The 21,438-nt window shown below is 47.7% G+C and carries 18 protein-coding genes; 12 read left to right on the plus strand and 6 right to left on the minus strand.

Features of this window, described 5'->3' with window-relative positions; genetic code table 11:
* Positions 1-163: 163 nt before the first annotated feature.
* The 3 genes from ACYQ2M_RS11065 (at position 164) to ACYQ2M_RS11075 (ending at position 5,794) form a co-directional block, all read left to right on the plus strand.
* Positions 164-2,506, plus strand: a complete 2,343-nt coding sequence (locus ACYQ2M_RS11065) for a sensor histidine kinase (protein ID WP_459916399.1) — start codon at positions 164-166, stop codon at positions 2,504-2,506.
* Between the two features lie 6 nt (positions 2,507-2,512).
* Positions 2,513-3,154 (plus strand): response regulator, encoded by a 642-nt coding sequence (locus ACYQ2M_RS11070; RefSeq protein ID WP_459916400.1) that lies wholly within the window; start codon positions 2,513-2,515, stop codon positions 3,152-3,154.
* Between the two features lie 792 nt (positions 3,155-3,946).
* The gene (locus tag ACYQ2M_RS11075; RefSeq protein ID WP_459916401.1) at positions 3,947-5,794 is read left to right on the plus strand and encodes an EAL domain-containing protein; all 1,848 of its coding nucleotides are present in this window, start codon (positions 3,947-3,949) and stop codon (positions 5,792-5,794) included.
* On the opposite strand, the gene ACYQ2M_RS11080 is transcribed toward ACYQ2M_RS11075, so the two are convergent.
* Positions 5,771-6,004, minus strand: coding sequence for a hypothetical protein (locus ACYQ2M_RS11080; RefSeq protein ID WP_459916402.1), 234 nt, complete (start codon positions 6,002-6,004; stop codon positions 5,771-5,773). The two genes, ACYQ2M_RS11075 and ACYQ2M_RS11080, sit on opposite strands and share 24 nt — an antisense overlap.
* A 97-nt stretch (positions 6,005-6,101) precedes the next feature.
* Between ACYQ2M_RS11080 and ACYQ2M_RS11085 the strand changes: the two genes are divergently transcribed.
* The gene (locus ACYQ2M_RS11085) at positions 6,102-7,424 is read left to right on the plus strand and encodes a PhoH family protein (RefSeq protein ID WP_459916403.1); all 1,323 of its coding nucleotides are present in this window, start codon (positions 6,102-6,104) and stop codon (positions 7,422-7,424) included.
* Between the two features lie 297 nt (positions 7,425-7,721).
* Complete coding sequence (locus ACYQ2M_RS11090; protein ID WP_459916404.1) at positions 7,722-8,084, plus strand: HMA2 domain-containing protein; 363 nt, start codon at positions 7,722-7,724, stop codon at positions 8,082-8,084.
* A gap of 73 nt (positions 8,085-8,157) precedes the next feature.
* On the opposite strand, the gene ACYQ2M_RS11095 is transcribed toward ACYQ2M_RS11090, so the two are convergent.
* From ACYQ2M_RS11095 to ACYQ2M_RS11115, 5 genes are all read right to left on the minus strand, one after another.
* Positions 8,158-9,048: a hypothetical protein gene (locus ACYQ2M_RS11095; protein WP_459916405.1), complete on the minus strand. Its 891-nt coding sequence runs from the start codon at positions 9,046-9,048 to the stop codon at positions 8,158-8,160.
* A gap of 358 nt (positions 9,049-9,406) precedes the next feature.
* Positions 9,407-10,432, minus strand: a complete 1,026-nt coding sequence (locus ACYQ2M_RS11100; RefSeq protein ID WP_459916406.1) for a sodium:calcium antiporter — start codon at positions 10,430-10,432, stop codon at positions 9,407-9,409.
* Positions 10,433-10,589: 157 nt separating this feature from the next.
* Positions 10,590-13,850, minus strand: coding sequence for a cation-translocating P-type ATPase (locus ACYQ2M_RS11105; protein WP_459916407.1), 3,261 nt, complete (start codon positions 13,848-13,850; stop codon positions 10,590-10,592).
* The gene (locus tag ACYQ2M_RS11110; protein WP_459916408.1) at positions 13,847-14,380 is read right to left on the minus strand and encodes a hypothetical protein; all 534 of its coding nucleotides are present in this window, start codon (positions 14,378-14,380) and stop codon (positions 13,847-13,849) included. The genes ACYQ2M_RS11105 and ACYQ2M_RS11110 overlap by 4 nt, the downstream gene beginning before the upstream one ends.
* 152 nt (positions 14,381-14,532) lie before the next feature.
* Positions 14,533-14,790: a DUF5132 domain-containing protein gene (locus tag ACYQ2M_RS11115; RefSeq protein ID WP_459916409.1), complete on the minus strand. Its 258-nt coding sequence runs from the start codon at positions 14,788-14,790 to the stop codon at positions 14,533-14,535.
* Positions 14,791-15,359: 569 nt separating this feature from the next.
* Here ACYQ2M_RS11115 and phnG point away from each other — a divergent pair.
* The 7 genes from phnG (at position 15,360) to ACYQ2M_RS11150 (ending at position 21,437) form a co-directional block, all read left to right on the plus strand.
* Entirely contained in the window at positions 15,360-15,839 is a 480-nt protein-coding gene (phnG, locus tag ACYQ2M_RS11120) for a phosphonate C-P lyase system protein PhnG (RefSeq protein WP_459916410.1), read from the plus strand.
* Entirely contained in the window at positions 15,836-16,417 is a 582-nt protein-coding gene (phnH, locus tag ACYQ2M_RS11125) for a phosphonate C-P lyase system protein PhnH (protein WP_459916411.1), read from the plus strand. The genes phnG and phnH overlap by 4 nt, the downstream gene beginning before the upstream one ends.
* Entirely contained in the window at positions 16,414-17,586 is a 1,173-nt protein-coding gene (locus tag ACYQ2M_RS11130) for a carbon-phosphorus lyase complex subunit PhnI (RefSeq protein WP_459916412.1), read from the plus strand. The genes phnH and ACYQ2M_RS11130 overlap by 4 nt, the downstream gene beginning before the upstream one ends.
* On the plus strand, positions 17,583-18,437 hold the full coding sequence (locus ACYQ2M_RS11135; protein ID WP_459916413.1) for an alpha-D-ribose 1-methylphosphonate 5-phosphate C-P-lyase PhnJ: 855 nt from the start codon (positions 17,583-17,585) through the stop codon (positions 18,435-18,437). Before ACYQ2M_RS11130 ends, ACYQ2M_RS11135 begins: the two co-directional genes overlap by 4 nt.
* Positions 18,434-19,195 (plus strand): ATP-binding cassette domain-containing protein, encoded by a 762-nt coding sequence (locus tag ACYQ2M_RS11140; protein WP_459916414.1) that lies wholly within the window; start codon positions 18,434-18,436, stop codon positions 19,193-19,195. Before ACYQ2M_RS11135 ends, ACYQ2M_RS11140 begins: the two co-directional genes overlap by 4 nt.
* A gap of 185 nt (positions 19,196-19,380) precedes the next feature.
* Positions 19,381-20,388 (plus strand): phosphatidylserine decarboxylase, encoded by a 1,008-nt coding sequence (locus ACYQ2M_RS11145; protein WP_459916415.1) that lies wholly within the window; start codon positions 19,381-19,383, stop codon positions 20,386-20,388.
* A complete protein-coding gene (locus tag ACYQ2M_RS11150) occupies positions 20,388-21,437 on the plus strand; it encodes a prolipoprotein diacylglyceryl transferase family protein (RefSeq protein ID WP_459916416.1) in 1,050 nt (349 codons plus the stop codon). Before ACYQ2M_RS11145 ends, ACYQ2M_RS11150 begins: the two co-directional genes overlap by 1 nt.
* Position 21,438: the final 1 nt, after the last annotated feature.

Genomic DNA, 21,438 nt, shown 5'->3' on the forward strand with positions numbered 1-21,438 from the left:
AAAAGGTACACCTTTGCTGCTGTAAGAATATTTCTGATATTTAAAAATCATCCATCCATACAATCGTTAAGATCATTTCCTACAGGAGCGGAAATTATATGTCAAGATAAAAAACGGGAATTAACGGTATCGCCCCCTGGCCTTTTGACAGGGTACCTGGCCCATGAAACCCTGGGGGCAATCCAGTAAAGCCTTTATGGTGGTCCGGGAAAGAAGTCACCTCAGGCAGGAAGAAGTCATTGACTTATGCAGGGAAAAGCTGGCAACATACAAAGGGCGTATTCCCGCTTTTTTGGTCTCTGGCTTAATTAACGATGGGTTCACTGCCAGTGGGGCCTTGGCAGGATGTGGTTTCACCTTGGTTAATATCTCATTTTCAGGAAAGGGGCTTATGCGGTTAAGGGTTATTGTTCTTGTGCTTGCCATTCTTGCCGTTCTGTCGGTGTCCACCGGCGGGGGACTTTATTATCTCTCGTTGAGAAAAACGGTGTTCAACCAGGCCGAAGATCATGCTGGAACCCGTCTTGAACTGCTTCGGCGACAGTTAACCACCTTTTTATCGGAACATATCCGGCCGGTAAAAATTCTGGCTGGACTTAAAGAACTTAGAATGGTGCTGGAAACAGACGATCCGGTGGCCCGGGGCAATGTGGACAGCATTCTGGACAATTTCTTGAAATCTTTGAACGTTGAGGTGTGCTACCTCATGGATTCAAAGGGGATCACCATTGCATCCAGTAACCGCAACGATTACGACAGTTTTGTGGGAAAAGATTTTTCCTTCAGACCCTACTTTAAAAATGCCGTTACTGGATCAGCGGCTGTTTACCTTGCCCAGGGAACCACCTCCAGAAAGCGGGGTATTTATTATAGCTACCCCGTTTATGACCGCCATGCCATGATGATTGTGGGTGTGGCGGTCATAAAATCTTCTGTGGAACGCATTGAATCAAAATTGTTTGCCGGTTCTGAAGGGGTATTGCTTGTCACTGATGCCAACGGGGTTATTTTTATTGCCAACAAACCGGAGATGCGGTTCATGCTGTTGTGGGCACTTTCCCGGGAGCGCATTGATGCCATCAACGCCTCCCGGCAATTCGGGGATGGACCGTGGCTCTGGACGGGGTTTGAAAAAGAAGACGCACAGAACGCAGTGGATCGTAACGGTGCCCGGTTTCTCTACTCCGACATGGCGCTTGATAATTTCCCGGGCTGGAAAATTGTGCACCTAAGAAGTTGGGAAGATATAGGCAAGCAGCTGGCCGACCCATTTGTCCGGGTGATCGGTCCGGTGATTGTGGTGATTATGCTTCTTGTGGGTATTTCTGTTTTTATCCTTTACCACATGGCCCTGCAGGAGATTATCCGAAGGAAACGGGCGGAAAAGGAGCTCAGATACAGTGAAGAAAGGTACCGCCACATCTACAATCACACCCCGGTGATGTTGCATTCCATTGATACCACCGGGCGGGTCATCCGGGTCAGTGACTACTGGCTGGATAAGATGGGGTATGAAAGAAATGAGGTCATTGGAAAAGCTCTCACGGGATTTTACACAGAATCCTCCCGAAAAATTGCCGAAGAATTGATTTTTCCGGTGTTTTTCAAGACGGGTTTCTGTAAGGATGTACCCTATACATATGTGAAAAAAAACGGTGAGCACATTGAAATTCTGCTTTCCTGCTTCGGGGTGAGAGACGATGATGGGAAGGTGGTACGATCCCTTGCCGTAAGTGTGGACGTCACGGAAAAAAATCAGGTCCAGAAGGATCTTGAGCAGGCAAAAGAAAAGCTTGCCCGGTATTCCCAGGATCTGGAACACCAGGTGGAGACCCGGACCCTGGAATTGAGAAAGGTGCGCGATACCCTGCGGCAACTGTCCGGTAAAATCATGGCAGCCCATGAAAATGAGCGGCGAAAGCTGGCAAGGGAACTCCACGATCACCTGGGACAGATTCTCACTGCCCTTAAAATGGATACGGTGTGGTTGGAAAAAAATCTCATGGTATCCAATGAAAACGCTGCCCTCAGGGCCAGGCGTATTTCATCGCTCATTGATGATACCATTGAAGATGTCAGGCGTATGGCCTTTCGGCTTCGCCCCGGTGTGCTGGATGATCTGGGACTGGTGGCGGCACTGGAGATTCTCACCCGTGATTTTGAGGATAGATCAGACATTTCCTGTATTTTTCGCCATGATAATGTGCCGGAGGTGGACGATACCCTGGCCACAGCCTTTTATCGCATTGCCCAGGAGGCCGTGACCAATGCCGTACGCCACGCCGGTGCCACATCCATCAAGGTGGAACTGAAATTAACCGGCGGCAGCCTTGTCTTGTGCGTAACCGATAATGGTTCGGGTTTTATTGAATCAGATCAGAACGAATCCGTGGGGCTGGGGCTCACCGGTATGAAGGAGCGGGCTACCCTGGTGGGGGGCGATTTGCTTATTGACAGTGGGCATGGCCAGGGTACCCGGGTCTGCTGCCATGTGAAAAGGGAGTAAGGAAACATGATGATTAAAGTGCTGCTGGCCGACGATCACCAGATTGTGAGGGAAGGCTTGCGCCGGATAATAGAAGAAAGTGGTGACATGGAGGTGGTTGCCGAGGCCGCAGATGGCAATGAGGCCATTTCCAAAACATTGGATACTCGACCCGATGTGGCGGTGGTGGATATTTCCATGCCCGGCATGGATGGCCTGGAGGTTGTGGCCCAGTTAAAGGCCCTTGCCCCTTCCATGCCGGTGCTGATTTTGACCATGCACGATGAAGAGCAGTATGTGGTGCGGGCGGTGGAATCAGGAGCCATGGGGTATGTCACCAAACAGGCGGCACCGGAACAGCTGGTGGATGCGGTGAAAAAGCTGTATGCAGGTGGATTGTATCTCACGGAAAAGGCTAGTGAAGCCTTGGCATTACGGGTTATCAGGGGCGATAAGTTTAAATCCGATGCAGAATCGCTTTCCATGCGGGAGCTCCAGGTGCTGCGAAAATTGGCGTTGGGCCAGACCAACCATGAAATTGCAGACAGCTATCACCTGAGCGTTAAAACCGTTGATACCTATCGGTCCCGGATTTTAAAAAAACTTAATTTGAGAAACAATGCCGAACTGTCCCGGTTTGCCATGCAGAATAAAATTATTCAAATCTGATGGGGGCTTGGTCATAATATCGGCCGCTTTTACATCACTTTTTTTTATCCTGACCTGGACAAGCCAGAACCAAAAAAATTTTCTAATTCTCTTGCCAAAACAACACGAGAATCAGAGATAAGAATTTAATTTTAGCCTAACAAAAAACTGATCATTTTCTCATACATGTCAGTTAATATCGAACATTAACGTGGCCTATCGTAAATATTCGGCAACACCCCATATTTACCGGAGGCAGCAACTGACCTAGGTTCTGTTGACATTTTGTATTCTGCTCATAATTTCTTCAAATTTAATAATTGAGGGGCATATTATGAGCAACGCAAATTTATCAGACTCTGTGTGGGTTAAAATATTGGCTTTTCTGAAAAAGCTGAATAGCATCTATATTGGCAAAAAGGAATCCTGTCGAAAATTTGTCGAAGCCGTATACTTTAGGTGCTTCGAAGTGGTGCACAAAGGCGATTATTTCCGTCGAACAGAGGTAAATGGAACAGTGTGTACAAGCGTTTTATCAGATGGGGAGATAAAAGCGTTTGGGCACAGATGCACTCCTATTTTGCCAATGATCCAGATATGGAAAGCATTATGATCGACAGAACCATTGTGCGTGCCGCTGGGTCTTCTCACGGTTTGAAAAATGGGCAAAGAATTACATGCATTTTATCCGTTTTGCCTCCGTTTTGATATGGCTACGCTGAAATGTCAACACAACCTAGGGTATGAAGTTAAAATCAAGCCCGAAATGCTATGATTTTTGCTTATCTGTAATTTGAGGAAAATGGTTATAATATGGTAAAGCTTACCTATGAAAAATGGTTAACGCGTCTATCAAAACTGGACTATGCGTTTCAGCCCATTGTCAATATTCACACCGGAAATGCGTTTGGCTTTGAAGCGCTGCTGCGATGCTGGGAGGCAGCCGGATTCGATTCAATTGGTGATGTGTTTGACTGTGCGTACCAGGATGGGGTACTTCACCAGGTGGATCTTTTTCTGCGCAGAAAAGCCATTGGCAAGTTTGCCGAATTTAAAGGGCATCGTCATATCAAATTGTTTTACAACCTGGATAACCGCCTGTTTGATTCCAGGGATTATGCCCCGGGAAATACCATGGATATGTTAATGGAATATGGATATTCCCATGATGATCTTTGTTTTGAAATTTCGGAAAAACATCCCTTCCATGAGGGTATGGATATCCCCAAAACCTTCAGTGCCTATCGACAGCAGGGGTATAAAGTTGCAGTTGATGATTGCGGCATCGGATTTTCAGGGCTCCAGCTTCTGTATTATGCAGAGCCAGACTACATTAAAATTGATCGATTTTTTATCCAGAACATGGGAAACGATCCCAAAAAACGGCTGGTGGTCTCCACCATTGTTAATTTTGCCCATTTCATGGGAAGTCTTGTGCTGGCTGAAGGTGTTGAAACAAGGGATGAGTATTCCCAGTGTAAGGAAATTGGGTGTGATATGATCCAGGGGTATTTTGTGCAGTACCCCCAGCTGGATCTGGACGAGTTGAAAATCCGGTATGATAAAATCGATGCCATCTCCCGGGAAGAGAAGCGAAATGGTGCTTTTAAAGACAGATCTCTTATTGTCAACGAGATCAGTTACATTAAACCGGTGTTCTCGGACTGCGATATCATCACCATTCTGGATCAATTCAGGAAAGGGGGACATGGGGGATTTTTTCCAGTGATAACCCGTCATGAAGAACCCGTGGGGGTGGTCTGTGAGACCGCTTTCAATGAATATATTTTTTCTAAATTTGGACGTCAGCTGCTGGAAAATCCCTCTTTTGGCAAGAATATTTCAAAATTCACCAAAAAAATGCCCACGGCTGATATCCACTCCTCGGTTGAAAAACTCATTGAGATCTTCACACAGTGCAGCAACACTGAGGGGCTCATCATGGTGGACGATATGAAGTATGTCGGGGTTTTGAGTACCCAGGCCATGTTAAAAATTATCAATGAAAAAAATCTCACCCTTGCCAGAAATCAGAATCCGTTGACCAAACTTCCCGGCAATACCATGATTCATGAGTATTTCAGTAAAAGCCTGTCTGATTTTTCCGCCACCTACCACCTGGTCTATTTTGATTTTGATAATTTCAAGCCCTACAATGACAAGTATGGATTCCGAAGCGGTGATCGGCTGATCCTCATGTTTGCCGATCTGTTGAGGAAATCCCAATTTTCGGAAAACCGGTTTGTGGGGCATGTGGGGGGAGATGATTTTTTCATGGGCATTAAAAATATGGAACGCTGTGAAGTGGAGACCGAGATGGCGCAGCTTGCCCGGCGATTTCAGCAAAATGCAGAAAGTTTTTATGACAAGGAAACCATGGAAAAGGGATTCATGGTGGCAAAGGACAGAGAGGGCATTCTTAAAAAAATTGATTTGATCACCGTTTCTGTTGCCGTGCTGGAGCTTCCCAGGCAAACCTGCCGGCACTGCTCCATTGAAAAGGCCGGTAACGTCATTGCCACGCTGAAAAAACAGGCCAAGCAGTGTAAAAAAGGCATTGTCAGCGCTGACATCATGGTCTATCTCAATGGTGAAACAGAGGAGCCCCAGCCCGTGGAAACGGTGATGCGTTACGAGTTACGTGCCATGGAGGGTGTGTAATCTGATTATCCGATCTCCGGGTTTGATAGCAAACCGAATACCCACCCAATTGGCCCAATGGTAGATGGTCTCAACTCCCCTATCCAGCTGCGCATCCTGGAGTTCGTAGAGGTGGGTCACCTTGAAGTTCAGTTCAATACCGTTTTTTTTTGTAAGTCTGAACTTTTGTGGTTGCTCAGGGTGGCCTGCGGTTAGACTTATCTTGGTCATTCTCTGTTCTGTCAGACGTCAATTACTGTGTACGGTTTTCCTAACATGTTAAAGCAAGAAAATTAATATGACAATAACCCCACCAAGCAAGGCTGCCATGAAAAAAAAATTCATACTGGACACAAACGTAATTCTCCACGACAGCGGCTGTATCCATCAATTCAAGGACAACAATATCTGTATCCCCATCACCGTCATTGAAGAACTGGATAGATTTAAAAAAGGCAACAATGTAATCAACTGTAATGCCAGGGATTTTTTGCGAACACTGGATGCTTTGTCCAGTGACAGGATGCTCAACGGAGGCGCTCCCATTGAAAACGGAGAGGGAACCATTTCCATTCTTCTGGACACCCCCATGGATGAAAAGATTAAAAGTAATTTTAAAGATATCACATCGGATGTACGCATCATCAATATTGCTTACTGCCATGCCAAGGCCCACGATTTTAACAAAGTGGTGCTGGTCACAAAAGATGTCAACCTGCGCCTTAGGGCCCGCTCCATCGGCTTAAAAACCGAAAATTACCAGTCCCAGTATGTGCAGAACCCCTCTGATATTTACAGCGGTATGCAGATGATTAAAGACATACGCCATGAACTTCTGGAGCAGATATTCCAGAAACCCTTTGAGCTGGATGCGTCCTCTCTGCAGCCAGAATCTGACCTTCTTGCCAATCAAAACATTGTTTTAAAAAACGCCTCCAGTTCTGCACTGGCATTTTTTGATGCGGGGCGAAACACCATCCGCCGCATCCAGTCCCGGGTGTGTTACGGAATAAAACCCAGAAATTCCGAGCAGGCCTTTGCCCTTAACGCCATGCTAAACCCGGATATTCCTCTTGTTACCTTGTCTGGCAAGGCAGGAACCGGTAAAACCCTTCTGGCTCTGGCAGCAGCCATGGAAACACGACGCAGTTACCGGCAGATTTTTATTGCCCGGCCAGTGGTCCCCCTGAGTAACAAAGACCTGGGATTTCTCCCCGGGGATGTGGCTTCCAAGCTGCACCCTTATATGCAGCCCCTTTATGACAATCTGTCTGTATTGCAAAACCAGGTAAATGTAAGTGGAAGCGGTAAATCCAAACCCATTTCCCAGTTCATTGAAGATGAAAAAATCGTTATCACCCCAATTTCCTATATCCGGGGAAGAAGTATTGTCCGGGTGTTTTTCATTGTTGACGAGGCCCAGAATCTCACCCCCCATGAGGTGAAAACAATTATCACCCGGGCAGGGGAAGGCACTAAAATTGTCTTTACCGGAGATATCATGCAAATCGATCACCCCTACCTGGACAGCCAGACCAACGGACTTGCCTACATCATTGAAAAGATGAAGGGGCAGAAACTGTATGCCCACGTCAATCTGGAAAAGGGGGAACGCTCAGAACTGGCAGAACTTGCTTCGGAAATCCTTTAAGAAAAAATTAAATACCCATCCGGCAGCAGCGCCTTTGACCCCGCAAAAAGCAAGGCACTGCTGCCAGCAGAACCAAATTCATCAGCATGCAAAGCGTGTCTGTTGCAATTTTTTAGATGAAAGGCAAGCCCAGCAACTCCCTTAAACATTCAGTTAACATTATTTTTATAATTTGCTAATAAAAAACCAATAATAGGAGGGTATACATATAAATTATGTCAATGGACGTCCCCAAGGGGCGTTATCATAAAGGTGGCGTTTGACAATAGATGTGCCATGACCCGGAGGTTAATTAATATGTATATCGTTCATAACGTGCCCGGCAGAATCAGAATCAAACTGGAGAAAATGAAAAATGATTCCACTCGGCTCAATCATGTAAAAAAATGGCTGATGGTTGACGGGGTTAAGCAGATAAAATCCAATGCTTTAACCGGAAGCGTGGTTGTAGAGTTTGACCCCAGCAGGGTTTCTTCTGATAAATTCTTAGAAATACTGAATAAAAACAATTGCCATGTCAGCACCCGGAGCAAAAGCCTTGCAAAGATGGAAAAAAGCCATGAAAAAATTGCCGTTAAAGTCGGCAAGGCAACCTTTTCATGGCTTGCGGGGCAGGTGCTGGAGGCCAATGGCCTTTCCTATATTGCCGCATTTATCTGATTTTTTTGAACACAGGGCCTGGGGTAAGAAAATAATTGTACAACGGCAACACACCCATTGATAAATGGATTTATTAAAATTGTTTTTTATGTGAAATCCGTTTGATACGTCCAATAAACCCCGTGCGTGTGCCATCTTCAAGCCCATGATCTATGGCTGTATTGCAAACCTTGATGGCATCATCATAGGCCTGGATTTCATCCAGTACAATGGCCAGATGCTTAAAAACAGATACAACACGGGGACTGTCCCCGAGATGCTCAAATATCGTTGATTTAACCCTGGGGAAATGTTCAATATAACGTTCTCCATATATAACAACAATGTCTATCATCCGGGGATCAGTTGATCTTTTTTTATATGCATCCTCGATTCCCCGCATATAAACACTATGCCATTCCCATGGGTCCACTTTGTCAGAAAGGGATTCCATGGCCATAATATGTTCAGATTTTTCCCAGAATTCATCAGATACATCCTGTTTATGATTTGATTCCTGAGAATCTTCTTTCCCACCATTCCTCTCCTGCTGGAGACGGTCTGTGTTTTCATCAATGCCTTCCCGGAGGGCCTTCTCTCCATCACCATTTTCCGTCATGTTGAACTTTTCATCTTCTGCAACGGCATGATCGGAAACGTCATCTTCCGGGGAGGTTTCTTTTTCCTGGGGAGAAATTTCCGTTTCTTCAACAACATCTGCAGCTTCTTTTATTTTTTCTAACACTGATATTTCTGCGCCGTTTTCAGAATCTTTTAAAGCAGATTCTTCCTCAGATTCAGCAGGGGTGCTGATGTCGGAAAGATCTGCCGGTTCATCCACAACTTCCTCTGCATCTGCTGAAGTCTCTGCACCGGGGGGATCATCCCTTACCGCCGGGGATTCCCATGGCATGGCCTTGTTCTTTTTTCCTTTACAATAAAAATAAAACAGCGCACTAATCGTTGAAATTGAAATCCAGTACATGATTTTCCCCTTATGATGATCTGGCTTATAACCGCCACAGGCGGACCGCATTATGACCTCGTACCGCCACAACAAAGATTGAAATACTCCCCGGGTGTGCGGTGTATTTCATATAAACGGTCATGTCCTGCCGGACACAACAAATATAGAAAATGGTATTATACCGCCGCCCCCCGTCGGGCAATGGGCCCGGACCGGAACTGTAGACAGCTCAATTGTCCAATTCCTATTGCCCATCGGGGGGGCGGCTCTGCAGAGGTTGCCTTTTCATATTAAAAAATATCATTGCCCATGGTTGAACTCAGGATATCCTGCCATTGGTGCAGAAAACCCCAATATGTTTTACGAATTGATTTGACTATCCAAAATAGCTGGAGAGTGTAGCAAATGCGTAAATACTCAACAACATGATGCTGAAAGGTTTTCTAAAAACAGATCCTGAAAAATGAATTCCCAGGCGAAAAATGATCAAGGTTGCAAGCATGGCCGGAAACAAAAGGGTGAAAAAATGAACAGGTGCTTCCAGACCGCCATGGGTTACAGATGCCGATGCTCCGGCCACAAAAAGCACATTTAAAATATCAGCCCCAATGATGTTTCCCAGGGCCAGTTCTCCATATCCTTTGCGTACAGCTGTAACAGCAGTGACAAGTTCCGGCAGGGATGTTCCAAAGGCAATAAGAGTGGCACTGATGATCCCTTCTGGTATGTGCAGACGAAGAGCAGATTCCTGAACCGTGGGGATAAGAAAATGGGAAGAAACCACCACCAGCATGGAACCAAAGATAATTTTTCCCAGAATCACCGGTGTGGATGCAGATGGGTTATCTGCATCAACTTCCAGACCGGTTTCTTCCTTGGGATCATCTTTCATCCACATGATTGATCCCCAAAGGTACAATGCCAGAAGTACCAGAAACACAAGTCCCATGAACCGGGGCAGTAACCCGCCGGTCTGTAATATGTGCCCGTCACTGAAATAAGGAATACAGGAAGCCACCAGAAGCAGACCCGCCATTAATTGAAGCCAGCCCTGCCGATGAATAATACGGCTTTTCAGGGAAATGGGGGCAAACAAGGTAATACAGCCCAGGATCAGGCCGGTATCGCAGATAATGGATCCCACAGCGTTGCCCAATGCAATTTCCGGACGACCCTTTATGGCGGCCAGCACGGAAACAGCAGCTTCCGGCACCGTGGTGCCCAGGCTGACAATGGTCACCCCGATGAGCACCTTGGAAATTCCAAGACGTGTGGAAAGAGAGACCGCTTCATCCACCAGCATATCTGCTCCTTTACCCAGAAAATAAATCAAGACGGCAATGGTGAGAAAAAGTAAAGGTGCAGATGTATTGGATATATATGTGATAAAAAAATCAGTCATTTATAGAATTACCTTTATATTTGGCAGGCATCTCTTCAGGATAGCCCCGTTTATTCTACTGCCATGTGCAGACCGTATTCTGATCCGCCCCTGCCCACAACAAATATTGGAAATGAGATTATCTGGTCCCCTGAAACAACCTTATATGAGCAGGAGGTTAATTGCAGAGGGTTTTATAATCAACCTCAATGAACTCCGAAGAAAGCTCATCGTCCATGTCGTCGGTATCATTTATCTTGTTAATGGCAGCCATGACCCGGCTGTCGTCGCAGGTTGCCCCATGGTCCTGTGAATCTTCCTGGGAAATATCATCTGGGTCCGCGGCGACATCCTTTTTCCGATTTTCGGCCAGGGCCTTGTGTTCATTGTTCATTTTTCCCACTTCACTGATAATAAGCGGCATCAATGCAGTTCCACCGATGACGGCACCGTCCATCAGGGATATGGCGCTGAGTCCCAGCAGGGAGCGCAGGGGCGGTACAAACATTGTCAGAACCTGAACAGCAATGGAGCCACCCACGGCCCAGTTGAGATAACCGTTGCGGGGCAGACGTTTTCGTGTCATGAGACCGGCTGAATCAGAACGGCAGGTCAATGCATGGAGAAGTTGGCCGATGGTCAATGAATGAAATGCCAGGCCTCCGGCCCGGGCACCTGCCCCATACCGGGATATACCAAAAAGAAATGCTCCAAGAGCACCACAGGTCATGGAGGTGGATTCCATCATCATCTGGCTGAAATCCCGACGTTCAAACAACGGTGCTTCCGGATCTCTGGGGGGATGTTCCATGACATCGGTTTCCGGTTTTTCAGCACACAATGCAAGGCCCGGAAAAATATCAGAAATCAGATTAATCCACAGCAGCTGCATGACATTAAGTGGCGGGTTCAATCCCAGTGCAATGGCCGTAATAAGCAACTGGATCTCGCTGATGTTGGTGGCCAGAGAAAAATGTACTGATTTTTTAATATTATGAAAAATGGTACGTCCGTCGGCCAGGGATTTTGCCATGAGTTCAAGATTATCACGGGTTAATACCACATCGGCCACATCCCGTGCCAGGTCAGTACCGCTTTCTCCCATGGCAATTCCAATGTCTGCAGCCTTAAGGGCGGGGCTGTCATTAATCCCGTCACCGGTCATGGCCACGGTGTGTCCCGATGCCTTGATTGCCTTGACAATTTTTAATTTCTGGGAGGGTGTAACCCTGGAAAAGACATGGATGGACGGGGCCCGTTCAATCAAAGATGCCTCATCCAGACTGTTTAATTCCCGGGCATCCATGATTTCCAGGGGTTCCCCATGGGAAAGGTTCAACTGTCTGGCAATTGCGCAGGCACTTATTTCCTGATCCCCTGTGATCATAACCGTGCGGACCCCTGCTGCGTGCAGACGGCCCAATAACGCTTTTATGCCCGGTCGTGGGGGATCCATCATACCCACCAGTCCAAGCCAGGTCATGTTTTCCTCGGGTTCCTTTGTATCATGGGCACCTATATGACGAAAGGCCAGTCCCAGAACCCTTAATGCATCTTCTGCCATGTTGCTGTTGGCCGCAATGATGCCCCCACGCAATTGATCTGTCAGGGGAATTTCCCGGTCATCCACGATAATGGTGTCACACCGTGCCAGAACATCCAGGGGACTGCCCTTGACCATGACCATATACGAGTCTTTGTCTTGTGTTTCATGGACTGTACTCATGAAAAGACGCTGCTCGGAACGATGGTGGATGGTCACCAGTGGAGAGGCTTTGCGGATTTTCTTTACATCCACGCCCGTATCGTTGACAAATCCTGTCAAGGCACTTTCCGTGGCAGATCCGGAAATATCCAGCCGGCCGTCGGCACAGAGGCCATTGATCTTGGTTTCACAGCAAAGGGCGCATACATTAATAATTTCTTTCAGGGCCACAGGAGAAAGGCTATGATCCATACAAGACCCGTCATTGCGACAATTCAGAGTATCTCCATCCATGTCATACCACCCATCTGCAGTATGAATCGTGGTCACCCGCATCTGATTTCGCGTAAGGGTACCGGTCTTATCCAGACAAAGGGTCTGGATGGCCCCCAGGGTTTCCACTGCCGGAAGGTGACGGACCACAATATTATCTTTTTTCATGCGGTTGATACCAATGGCAAAATTAATGGTGGCCATGGCCGGCAATCCTTCGGGAACGGCCGCCGCTGCAAGGGAAATGGACATGCGAAGCATATTAAGAAAGCCAAATCCCCTTAACAATCCCAGTCCAAACACTCCGGTACAAATGGCACCGCACATCCAGATCAGCTGGTTACCGATGGCATCGAGCTGCCGCTCAATGGGGGTTTCCGGGGTGTCGGTCTCATTGAGCAAATTTTTTAGTGCGCCGATTTCCGTATGGGCTCCGGTGGCCACCACCACGGCTTTTCCCTGCCCCCCGGTTATGCATGTCCCCATAAAGGCCATATTTTTCCGGTCAGCCAGCATCGTCTGGGCATTATCAATAACAGCTGCGTGTTTTTTAGCAGGCATGCTTTCACCGGTGAGCATGGATTCATCAATGGTCAGGTTGCTTGCCTGGATAATCCGGCTGTCAGCGGGAATATAGGTTCCCGGTTTCAGCAGCAGCACATCTCCGGGAACCACTTCTTCAGCAGAGATAAACATGGGTTTCCCCCCCCGTACTACCTCAGCCATGTGATGGACAAGATCATTGAGGGCATCAATGTTCTTTTCGGCCCGGGTTTCTGTGGCATATCCAATAAAACCATTGGCAATGACCACTCCGAAAATAATGGCCGCATCCACCAGACCTCCTGTGAGTACGGAAACACCGGCTGCTGCCCCCAGAAGATAGACGGGCAGGGAATTCATCTGCTCCATGAAAATTTTCAGGCCGGAACGAGATGAAGTCCGGGGAAGGACATTGTCTCCGTACACCTTGCGCATTTTAATAACAGCTTCAGGTGACAGCCCCTCATCTGGATGGCTGTTAAAGGCGGCAAGTGCCTGGTCCGCAGGTTTATCATGCCAATTATCCGGGCCGGCTTCTCCGCCGCCTTCCATAAAGGCGGATACAGACTTAATTGCCCTTTGAACGGCGGATTTGCCCCGGCCTTTTTCCTTGGAGGCTTTTTTTCCCTCACCGGCCGTAAAAGACTGCCTGGGCAAGCTCTTCTGGATATCTCCAATAAGGGTTACAATTTTTATTTTTTCAGTGGCTGTATTAAAATGGATGAGTACCTTACCGGTTATGGTACTGGCCCTGCATAGAAAAATATCCTCCCGGGTCTGAGCCAGGGCTTCAAGGGCCAGCTTGAATTCATTCCGGTATTTCAGTCCCGGTACATAAAAACGAACTCTGCCGGGAACATGGGTATGAACAGCCGTAATGGTTGTCATTTTTTTTCTGGTGTATAGTCTTGGTATCATTCACAACTGTCCCCGCCGTCCTCCACCGGAAAATCAGATATATTTCCAATGCCTCGGGCTGAATTTTGTCGATTATAAAGAGTACATGCCATCCACAATGCGGTGAACCAGGACGGCATTTTTAAGTTGCCCCGGAACATCTCCACCATGGCGTGAAAAATCAATATAAGAAAAACAGATCCGGCAGTATCAAGCTTATTGCCGGTGATGCGGCGCATGCCGCGGTCCATGCCACCCAATAAGGTGCCGGCAAGGTTGAAAATATTACCTTCAGGCGCTTCCCCCCGGGAATTTACATCAAATAGCTCTGCTTTCCGGCAGTATTGGGCTACCGCATCCAGATCCAGGGCCGGATCAATGAGTAAAACAGTGGCGGTAATCGGGGAGACACTGATGTGGTGGTAGTTAAACGCCTGTTTCAAATGGGATTCAATGTGTTGGAAATAATTTCCCCCACTGTTTTTTGCACCCGCTATGCGGATACGAACCCGGTGTCTCAGTTCATGGACAACGGCGGCTCTGGGTGTCATATCTTGCCTCTTATAAAATCAATGCTATTGCAATGGCGACAACCCCGCAGTGTCGACCTGGTTTTCATTTTCTATTTATGGAAACAAAAAACCGTAAAAGTCGATGTTTCAGATCTGGCCACCACGGGAATTGTCGGTTAAAAACAAAAATATCAGCTTTCAGCAGCCTCGGCAGCTCCATCCTGAGCAATTTCTGCCTTGGCTTCGGCCGTGATGTCTTCAATGGCTTCTTTGGCTTCGGCAATGGCCATCCGGGTTCCTTCATAGGTTACCAGGGCACCTTTGATGGCAGCTTTGAAAATGGGCTTTGCAATACTGCCCAGCAGGGGAAGTACAATGGGTGTCAATACCACAATACCGGCACCGATGGCCAGATTGGTAGGGGTAATGCCTTTAGGGATAAATTTCATGGTCGACCTCCTTAAGTCAGTTTGTGGTGGGATAAGAATAAAACCTTAAATCACACCAAAATAAAAAAATAATTAACCATCCGGAACCACAAAAAACACCACGGGATAATGCCAGATTTTCCACAGGAAGTGCCGGGGAGAATTCTCAGAAAAAAAATAGATGAGATGTTCCGGAAAAGAATTGCTTGAATCCAACGTATCAATTCTGGTTTTATGGGTCAAGGAAAATATTAGGATTGTGTTAGGATAATTTTCTATTGATTCAATGGTTTATTAGGTTTGTGTTAGGTTTTTGTTAGGGGGGGGTGAAAAAAATTAAATTAATTATGGAGAAATTAGTATGTTAGGTCACTTGATCTCGATTTCAGGTGGTGCTCCCCAGAGTCGGGCAACAATAGCTTGTTGTGGGCAGGTCAAGATCTGACTATAATTCAAATATTTTAATTGTTTTATAATGAAATTTTAATAAGATGCTAACGCATTTGGTGTTTAATCTGGTTTAAAATGGATTAGCAGTTAATGATTCCTGATTTGCAGGACAAAGGTCGTCATCCGATTGAGAAAATAAAATGCACAACACCACGAATATTCCTGAAACCGAGAGTAACAGACAAAATTGGATGGCCCTGCTGGCACAAGCTGATCCGGCGGATCTTGAGGCTGCCCGCAGGCAATTGGACGATAAGGTCTCTTTTACCTTGATAACCCCCCCTGAAACGGGGCTTTTCATGGTCCAGTGTAAAAAAGATGGATCAGGTTCACGGTTTAACTTGGGGGAAGTTACGGTTTCAAAATGCATACTTGAAGTCAATGGTACCTGGCAGGGTGCTGCATGGGTCATGGGCTCTAATCCCAGGCATGCAAAACTGGCTGCATTGTTTGATGGACTGTTGCAGGACCCCGATTATCACGACCGTATCAAAACAGGGCTGTTAAAGGTCTTACTGAAAAAAGAAAAGATCAGGGATGATCAGCTGAACCAGGCTGCTCGGGCTTCCAGAATGGGCCGTTCTTCCCAGGCAGAACCGTTAAGGGGTTCAAGCTCATGAGAAAAGGATTTATGGTTGAAGCCCATGAAAGCCAGGCCATCTTTAGACGATTGTTGACGGCCATGGCCCATCCGGGCACTCTCATGGAGTCCCCGATGGAAATCAATCCACCGGGTGAACTGCATAATGCGGCCGGAGCCATTCTCCTGGCATTGCTTGATGATGAAACACCGCTGTGGTCCAATTTGAGAACCGGTTCTGAAGAGATTCAGTGGCTGCGATTTCATACGGGTGCATCCGCTACCTTGAACCCGAAAAATGCCCTGTTTGCACTGGAAACCAGTTGGGAAAATTTAAATGACCCCACCTGTTTTTATCCAGGTTCCGCCATGTCTCCGGAAACGGCAACCACTCTTATTGTCCAAACCCCTGATCTTCTAAGTGCAGGTGGATTATCTCTGACAGGTCCCGGCATTGAAACCCGTACAACACTTCACATTGAAGGTGTAAATACCTCTTTTTTTCACAATAGAAAAAAGTTAAAAAATCAATGCCCCCTGGGGGTGGACATGGTCTTTGTCAGCCACACCACTTTTGTGGCCATCCCGCGCACGATATCCATTGAGGTCTTGTCATGAACAGCCGTACTAACGAAGTGATAGATGCCGTTGACGCGTCCCGGAAACAGACCATCCTCAGGGGCAGGGGGCCATGTGACATTCCTGAAATCAGGGCAGATCAGATTGAGCACCAGCTGGGGCTTGCCGTGGAACGGGTCATGGCTGAAGGTGCCCTTTATGATGCCAATATTGCGTCCTGGGCCATTAAACAGGCCCAGGGGGACATCATTGAAGCTGTTTTTCTGGTGCGGATGTTTCGAAAGACGCTGCCACTGTATGGTTATTCCCAGCCTGTGAATACAGAAAAGATGCAGATAATACGACGGATATCAGGGATATTCAAAGATATTCCCGGTGGGCAGATTCTTGGCCCCTCCTTTGACTCCGGGTACCGGGTCCTCAGTTTTGAACCCCATGGGGATCATGGGGATGGTCCGAAAATAGACTCCCACCCACCGTGTTCCTCCCCGGAAAATAAGGAATTCGACTGGGATGAGTCTCTTCATGTTTCCCAACGGTTTCAATCATTCCCCCGGGTAACGGATCTCCTGATAAGTCAGAAATGCCTCCCCCCTGACCCGGAACCCCTCATTGGTGAGCCTGTGCCGGACTTGACCCGGACACCCCTCACCATACCGGCAGAGCGCTCCATCAGGCTCCAGGCCCTTGCCCGGGGTGACGAAGGTTTCCTGTTAGGCTGCGCCGATTCACTGCAACGGAAAGGAGGGCAGGAGCACCAGCCATTCATGGCAGAGCTGAGGGTCGGGTACGTGGAGGTCTGCATCACTCCTCCGGAGCTGGGGTTTAAAATTTCCATGGGTAAAATCAAACTCACCGAGTGCGTCATGGTCAACCGAGCCCGTAAAATTTCCCCTAAAAAAAAGGCAATTCTGAAAAGGGGATACGGGCTTGTTTTTGGTCACAACGAGCGAAAGGCCATCTCCATTTCCCTACTGGAACGCTCCTTTGAGGATACGGTGAAAAAGGATCTCTCCTCCACAGAAAAGGCTTCCTGTCCGGGCTGTGATCAGGCCTTTGTTCTCTCCCACAGCGATACGGTGGAATCCTCCGGGTTTGTCCAGAATTTGACACTTCCCCAACACGTTGATTTCCAGGCAGAACTGGCAGCCATGGGTTTCACTGCCGGCCCTGGCATCTCAGATGTTCCTGGAGATCCTGCGGTATGATCTTTCCTTCTTCGCCCGCATGCCTGGACGTTCGGTCAATAAAAAAAAATCGCCGGGCAATACTGAAGGCCGTGGCTGTTCCCGGATACCAGGTCCCCTTTGTGGTAGGGGAAATAGGCCTGCCCAGGGGATGGGGCACCGGCGCCATACAGATCACCGCATCTCTCCTTGGGAAAAACGATACCCTCAAGGTCATTGACCAGGGAGACGACAATACCCTGAATGCCTTGGGGATAAAGGATTTTTTTAAAAAAACAGCGGCTGTGTGTACCACGGAAAAGACTTCCCATGCCACCATTATTCAAACCCGTCACCGGATACCGGAAACAGGGCTGTCAAAAAATCAAATCGTGGTATATCAGGTTTCCTGCCCGGAACCGTTGCAGCGCATTGAACCGGACAGGTGCCGGGCGGCTCGCATGCATGCCTTTCAGGAGTATGAATCCATGTATGTAAAATTGTACGAGGAAATTGTCAGGAACAATGCCATGGATTTTTCCTTTGACCATCCTGTTCGGGTCAACAACCATTATATGATGAGCCCCTCCCCCATTCCCCCATGGGACAATGCCAAACTTGATCAATCACCGGCCCTCCACCTGTTTGGTGCCGGTCGGGAAAAAAGAGTCTACGCCGTTCCCCCCTTCACAAGGGTGAAAAGTCTTGATTTTGAAGATTTTCCTTTTAAAGCAAAGACATGGACGGGTGCGTGTGCCATCTGTGGTGCATCCAACTCTTTTTTATGCGAAACCCTTTTTAAAACAAATGGTTCAACCTGTCAGATTTGTTCAGACAGGGAGTACTGCCGCAACAACAATCAAAGCCCGGAACCCTGTCGCACACTTGTATGAAACCAACAGATAACACCGTGCCTTTATTTCCCGCTATTCACCCTGGAGACCGAAACATACCCCTGCTTTCCGTCCGGGATCTGTCCAAGTTTTACGGCAAAAAAATGGTATTACACGGCATTGAGTTTGACCTGGCCCCAGGCGAAGTCCTGAATATCGTGGGCAGAAAAGGCTCTGGTAAGTCCACCCTGCTGCAATGCATTGCCGGGTGTATTCCCTCCACCAATGGAGCCATACGTTTTAACACTTCAGAAGGGCAGGTCAACCTTTGCAGAACCGATGAAATCACCTTAAAAAAGATTGTTCGCTCCCAGATCGGTTATGTGCAGTGCAATGCTCACAGACAATTATCAATGAAGATCACCGCCGGAGGAAATATTGCCCAGGGGCTCCTGACCATGGGAATGCGTCATTTGGGAACCATCCGGCACATGGCACGGCAATGGTTGGAGCTGTTTGAACTTGACCCTGCTCGTATGGATGAGATGATCGATTCCTATTCAGGGGGGAAGTTGAAACGACTTCAAGTCGCTGCTGTACTTGCTTCCAATCCTCGATTGTTACTTCTGGATGACCCTTTTACAGAATTGGACACTTCCAGTAAATCATGCATCATCAAGGTGCTTAAGAAAGAGGTGGCTCACAGGCAGCTTTCCGTTATTATGGTGAACCGGACCCGTAAAACCGCCCGCCTTTTCAGTCACAACATCTGTGCAATAATAAAGGGCAGATTTATCCATTGGACTGATGTGAAATAAAATCTTCGAAAAATTTCTTGATCCCCAGCCCCAATTCACCTGAAAAATAATCAATTCATAATCAACACCAAATCAAAAAACAATGATCTTTTGATAATGTTTTCTTACAACAATGGCTTTTCCCGGGAGGTGCTTTTGCCGCTTATCCATATTATCATCATTTACATTGACAGGAAGACCAGAAAATGAACCTTGTTTCCCACCAGTACATTGAAAGGGGTAGCACCGCCGCTATGACAGAATCCCTTTACCAAGATGCAGTGGTTCAGACACTTTACGCCACCGTGCGGGAGAACGCCCCGTTCCTTTTTAATTTACTTGTGTCCAGAAGATTTTCCAATTTTCTGGGCTTTTTAAACTATGATTTTCCATTGCACTCTTTGGGCATGACACCCACAGAGGTGTTGAATCGGCTGGGTATTTCCCAAAAAGATATCCATGGACCGGTGGACGCGCTCTCTTCCTATCGCAAAATATTTGAAAGACAAATTCGTTACTGGGACGTCCGCCCCATGGAAATTCATTCCAGGGGCGTTGTATCGCCAGCCGATGCCCGGGTTTTGTTCGGTGCTTTCAACAAATCTTCCAAGCTTTTTATCAAGGAAAAATTTTTTTCCTATGCCGAGCTCATCGGTAAAGACAAGCCAGAGTGGTTCAAAGCATTCCACAATGGAGATTATGCCATATTCCGGTTGACACCGGATAAGTACCATTACAATCATGCCCCGGTTTCCGGAAGAGTAGTGGATATTTACGAGATCAACGGCCTGTTTCACTCCTGCAACCCTGGTGCGGTGGTCCAGGCGGTTACCCCTCTTTCCAAAAATCGGCGGGTGGTCACCATCATTGACACCGATGTGAAAAACGGCACCGGCGTGGGGCTGGTGGCCATGGTGGAAATCGTGGCCCTGATGATCGGCCGCATCCAGCAGTGCTACAGTGACATCCGTTATGATCATCCCGTACCGGTGGAGAAAGGGCTTTTTATTCGGGCGGGTCAGCCCAAAAGCTTGTTTCGTCCCGGGAGTTCCACCACAGTTTTAATCTTTCAAAAAAATCGCTGTCAATTTTCCGAAGATCTGTTGAAAAACAGAACACGGCAGGATGTCAGCAGTCGTTTTACCCGTTATTTTAACCATCCACTGGTGGAGACGGAAATCCACCTGCGCGAAACAATAGGAGGGGGCATCTAATGGAGCAACTTGTGTTTATCACCCTGCTTGGGGGGATCATTACCGCAGCCATCTGGTGGGGAACTGTAACCCTGCCCGGAGAAAAATGGCAAATCATGGCCGTGGTGCCCACCACCCGGACATCCCAGGGCCGTTGGCAGGGCATGAATTTGACATATTACGGCGCATTGAGTGCCACTGCCTACAGCTTTGCCGTGATTATTTTCATTATTCTGGCAACCGCTGCCGGTGCTTCACTGGTATGGGTGGGGATCTTCACGGGCCTGATTCTTGCCGTGTGCATGCCCGCTTCCCGTATTGTCGCCCGGCTGGTGGAGAAAAAGAAAGCCACCCTCACCGTGGGCGGGGCTGTTTTTGTGGGTAGTCTTACCGCCCCACTTATTACTTTTTTAATGAACAATACCTTTGGCGGCATTGCCGGGCAGTCGGTACATGTTTTGGTGATTCTGGCTGCCATATCCGTTGCCTATGCCTTTGGCGAAGGGATGGGACGGCTGGCCTGCCTGAGTTTCGGTTGCTGCTATGGCAAACCCCTGAATCAATGCAGCCCCCGGGTTCGTAAACTTTTTCGTGGGTTCTGCCTGGTATTTCACGGGAAAACAAAAAAGATCGCCTATGCATCAAACCTGGACGGACAGCAGGTCATTCCCATACAGGTTATAACGGCCATCCTATACAGTGCCTGTGCCCTGGTGGGTACCTGGTTGTTTCTGGCCGGACACTTTGGAGCCGCCTTGGTGGAAACCCTGGTGGTCACCCAGGTGTGGCGAATTGTGTCAGAATTCTTCAGGGCCGATTTTCGGGGTAAATTCACCGTCACCCCTTATCAGGTCATGGCTGGAATCACAATTCTCCTTGCACTTGTCCTTTCTTTATTTCCCGTACCTCCAGCGGATTTGCCCCGGCTTTACATCGGACTTGATGCCCTCTGGTCCCCCGGGGCACTTCTGGCGGTGGAGTTTGTCTGGGTGATCACCTTTTTGTTTACCGGCCGCAGCTCCGTCACCGGAGCCAGAATTACGTTTAATGTACAGGAAGACAAGATATAGA

The sequence above is a fragment of the Desulfocicer niacini genome (assembly GCF_054657595.1).

Bases quoted from the DNA above. Each gene is read 5' to 3' on its own strand.
- ACYQ2M_RS11075 (WP_459916401.1), top strand. From the start codon at position 3,947: ATGGTAAAGCTTACCTATGAAAAATGGTTAACGCGTCTATCAAAACTG.
- ACYQ2M_RS11095 (WP_459916405.1), bottom strand. From the start codon at position 9,048: ATGTACTGGATTTCAATTTCAACGATTAGTGCGCTGTTTTATTTTTAT.
- ACYQ2M_RS11140 (WP_459916414.1), top strand. From the start codon at position 18,434: ATGAAACCAACAGATAACACCGTGCCTTTATTTCCCGCTATTCACCCT.
- ACYQ2M_RS11090 (WP_459916404.1), top strand. From the start codon at position 7,722: ATGTATATCGTTCATAACGTGCCCGGCAGAATCAGAATCAAACTGGAG.
- ACYQ2M_RS11105 (WP_459916407.1), bottom strand. From the start codon at position 13,850: ATGATACCAAGACTATACACCAGAAAAAAAATGACAACCATTACGGCT.
- ACYQ2M_RS11070 (WP_459916400.1), top strand. From the start codon at position 2,513: ATGATGATTAAAGTGCTGCTGGCCGACGATCACCAGATTGTGAGGGAA.
- ACYQ2M_RS11150 (WP_459916416.1), top strand. From the start codon at position 20,388: ATGGAGCAACTTGTGTTTATCACCCTGCTTGGGGGGATCATTACCGCA.
- phnG (WP_459916410.1), top strand. From the start codon at position 15,360: ATGCACAACACCACGAATATTCCTGAAACCGAGAGTAACAGACAAAAT.
- ACYQ2M_RS11115 (WP_459916409.1), bottom strand. From the start codon at position 14,790: ATGAAATTTATCCCTAAAGGCATTACCCCTACCAATCTGGCCATCGGT.
- phnH (WP_459916411.1), top strand. From the start codon at position 15,836: ATGAGAAAAGGATTTATGGTTGAAGCCCATGAAAGCCAGGCCATCTTT.
- ACYQ2M_RS11080 (WP_459916402.1), bottom strand. From the start codon at position 6,004: ATGACCAAGATAAGTCTAACCGCAGGCCACCCTGAGCAACCACAAAAG.
- ACYQ2M_RS11135 (WP_459916413.1), top strand. From the start codon at position 17,583: ATGATCTTTCCTTCTTCGCCCGCATGCCTGGACGTTCGGTCAATAAAA.
- ACYQ2M_RS11065 (WP_459916399.1), top strand. From the start codon at position 164: ATGAAACCCTGGGGGCAATCCAGTAAAGCCTTTATGGTGGTCCGGGAA.
- ACYQ2M_RS11100 (WP_459916406.1), bottom strand. From the start codon at position 10,432: ATGACTGATTTTTTTATCACATATATATCCAATACATCTGCACCTTTA.
- ACYQ2M_RS11110 (WP_459916408.1), bottom strand. From the start codon at position 14,380: ATGACACCCAGAGCCGCCGTTGTCCATGAACTGAGACACCGGGTTCGT.
- ACYQ2M_RS11085 (WP_459916403.1), top strand. From the start codon at position 6,102: ATGAAAAAAAAATTCATACTGGACACAAACGTAATTCTCCACGACAGC.
- ACYQ2M_RS11130 (WP_459916412.1), top strand. From the start codon at position 16,414: ATGAACAGCCGTACTAACGAAGTGATAGATGCCGTTGACGCGTCCCGG.
- ACYQ2M_RS11145 (WP_459916415.1), top strand. From the start codon at position 19,381: ATGAACCTTGTTTCCCACCAGTACATTGAAAGGGGTAGCACCGCCGCT.